At 69.2% G+C, this 2,828-nt stretch carries 4 protein-coding genes; all 4 read right to left on the reverse strand.

Annotated features, from left to right (window positions below):
* Positions 1 to 244 (reverse strand): dihydrodipicolinate synthase family protein (locus tag ABZS51_RS42555; RefSeq protein ID WP_355454002.1); only part of this gene is annotated, 244 nt, incomplete at its 3' end.
* A 12-nt stretch (positions 245 to 256) separates the two neighbouring features.
* A complete protein-coding gene (locus ABZS51_RS42560; protein ID WP_310710498.1) occupies positions 257 to 1,018 on the reverse strand; it encodes an IclR family transcriptional regulator in 762 nt (253 codons plus the stop codon).
* A gap of 67 nt (positions 1,019 to 1,085) precedes the next feature.
* Positions 1,086 to 1,949, reverse strand: a complete 864-nt coding sequence (locus tag ABZS51_RS42565) for a carbohydrate ABC transporter permease (RefSeq protein ID WP_310710497.1) — start codon at positions 1,947 to 1,949, stop codon at positions 1,086 to 1,088.
* Positions 1,946 to 2,828 (reverse strand): sugar ABC transporter permease (locus ABZS51_RS42570; protein ID WP_355454006.1); only part of this gene is annotated, 883 nt, incomplete at its 5' end. The genes ABZS51_RS42565 and ABZS51_RS42570, both read right to left, overlap by 4 nt.

The raw sequence follows: 2,828 nt of genomic DNA on the forward strand, positions 1-2,828 counted from the left end.
GCACGCCGCCCGCGCCCGCGAAGACGGGCACCCGCCCGGCGGTGGCGGCGACGGCGGTGGTCACCGCGGCGGTGTACTCGGGCAGGTCCAGCGCGTTGAACTCGCCCGTGCCGCACGCGGCGAACACTCCTCCCGCCCCGGCCGCGACCCCGCCGGCGACGTGCTCGGCCAGGACGTCCTCAGCGACGCCGCCGCCGGCGCCGAAGGGGGTCACGGGGAAGAAGAGAACACCATCGAGCCGCATGGACGGTCCTTTCTAGCGGATGCCCTCCCGCCGGAGGGTGGCAGCCAGCTTGCGGGTGTGCGTGATCACCGCTTCGGTGACCTCCTCGACCCCGGCGGGCGGCAGGCCCGCCGGCATCGAGCAGCTGATCGCGTCGGTCGCGGGGATCCGGTAGTCCACCGCCACCGCCACGCAGGCCACGCCGGGCGTGCCCTGCTCGCGCTCGTAGGCGTAGCCACGGGTGCGGACCTGGTCCAGCTCGCCGGTCAGCTTTTCCAGGTCGATGATCGTGTGATGCGTCATCGACGGCAGCGGTTGCGGCAGCAGGGCCGCCACCTCGTCGTCGGTGAGCTGCGCCAGCAGCGCCTGTCCGAGCGCTGTGACGTGGGCGGGCAGCCGCCGGCCGACCCGCGGGATCACGTGGTGCGCGTCGCGCGACTCGCGGGTCGCGAGGTAGATCACGTGGGACTCGTCGCGGCGCGCGAAGTGGGCCGTCTGGCCGATCTCCGCGCGCAGGTCCTCCAGCGTCTGCTGCGCGAACGGCAGCGCCGGGTCCTTGTCGAGGTAGGCGGTCCCGGTCAGCAGGGCGTGCGGCCCGATGCCGAACGCGCCCCTGCCCGAGTCGTTCTCCACCCATTTGAGCTCCACCAGCGTGCGCATGAGCGCGTGCAGGCTGCTGCGGGGGAAGCCGGTGCGTTGCTGGAGCTCCGACAGGGTCAGGGTCTCCTGGGAGCCGGCCAGGGCCTCCAGGATGCGGACGGTCCGTTCGGCGGACTTGACCAACTGCGGCTCCATGATCATCCCATCCCTGTGACGGCTCCTCGATGTCAGCATATTGGATGGCGTCCACGTACATGGACGCCTAACCTTTGATGGCGCCGCTTGTCAGACCGCGCATGAACTGCCGCTGGAAGGCGAGGAAGGCGATGATCGACGGCAGCAGCGCCAGCAGCGAGGCCGCGAGCAGCACGCCGATGCCCACCTCCTCGTCCGAGCGGAGCGAGCGCAGCGCGATCGGCAGCGTCCACATGCCCGGCTCCGGCGCGACGATCAGCGGCAGCAGGTACTGGTCCCAGATCATGGTGAAGCCGAAGACGCCGATCACGCCGAGGGCCGGCCGGCACAGCGGCAGGATGATCGTGAAGAACGTGCGCAGCTCGCCCGCCCCGTCGATCCGCGCGGCCTCCTCCAGCTCCACCGGCACCTCCTTCATGAACTCGGTCATGACGAGGATGGAGAAGCCCCAGGCGCCGAGCGGCAGGATCATGCCCGCGTACGTGCCGATGAGGTCGGTGTGGAAGAGCGGCAGGTCGGCGAGCACCAGCGACAGCGGGATCGCGATGATCTCCTCCGGCAGCATCATCGTCGCCAGCATGATCAGCATGACGATCGCCATGCCCCTGAACTTCTTGCGCGACAAGGAGTAGGCGGCGAAGACGCTCACCAGCATCTGCAGCAGCAGGCCGAAGCCGACGACCACGAACGAGTTGAGCAGGTAGTCGTAGACGTTCTTGTCGGCCGCCTGGACGAAGTTCTGGAAGGTGAACCCGTCGGGCCACAGCGAGAAGCTGGTCGGGTCGAGCGTCTTGCTGAACGCGCTGACCAGCAGGCCGATGAGCGGCCCGGTGAAGACCAGCACCATCAGGGTGTAGACGACGACCTTCAGCGCGGTCGCGACCGGCCCCCGGCGCGACTCCAGCCCGAGGGCGCTGTCGAATCTCATCATGCCGCCTGCCTCCTGCGCATGACCTGGACCAGGACGGTGAGCAGCAGCGTGGCCAGGAACAGCAGGATGCCGCCCGCCGAGGCCACGCCCAGCTCGCCCTTCTGGAAGCCGAGCTTGTACACGAGTGTCATGAGCACCTCGGAGGAGCCGTTCGGCCCGCCGTTGGTGAGGACGTACACCTCGACGAAGACCCGCAGGCCGCGGATGGCCGCCAGGGTGAACAGGATCCAGAACACCGGCCGCAGCGCCGGCAGCGTGATGTGCCGCAGCCGCTCCCAGGTGGACGCGCCGTCCACGGCGGCGGCCTCGTAGAGCGTGCGGTCCACGCCCACGAGCCCCGCCAGGAAGATCATCATGTCGTACGGCGTGCCGCGCCAGATGCTCATGCCCATGATGGACAGCAGCGAGGAGTTCTCGCTGGCCAGGAACGGCTGCACGCCCCCGCCGAACCAGCCGAGGATGCTGTTGATCATGCCGGTGTCGGCGGGGTGGTACATGATCCGCCACACCTCCGCCACGACCGCCATCGTGGTCACCACCGGCAGGAACGCCGCGGTCCTGACGAACCACAGGTAGCGGGAAGGGCCCTCGATGAGCAGGGCCAGGCCCAGGCCGAGCACCAGCGAGCCGGCCGTGGTGCCGAGGGCCAGCACCGTGCTGTGCCAGATGGCCGAGATGAACGCGTCGTCGGTCAGGATCGTCCGGTAGTTGTCGAGACCCACCCACGAGCTGTCGATGTAGCGGATCTCCTGGAAGCTCATCACCAGGCCCTTGGCCATCGGGATGAACTTGAAGTAGAGGAACAGCAGCAGTGCGGGTGACAGGAACGCCCACGCGACGAGCGTCCCCCGCCGCCGCGCCCGCTTGGGGCGGCGGCGG

The sequence above is a fragment of the Nonomuraea sp. NPDC005501 genome, from assembly GCF_040605905.1.
Taxonomy (GTDB): domain Bacteria; phylum Actinomycetota; class Actinomycetes; order Streptosporangiales; family Streptosporangiaceae; genus Nonomuraea.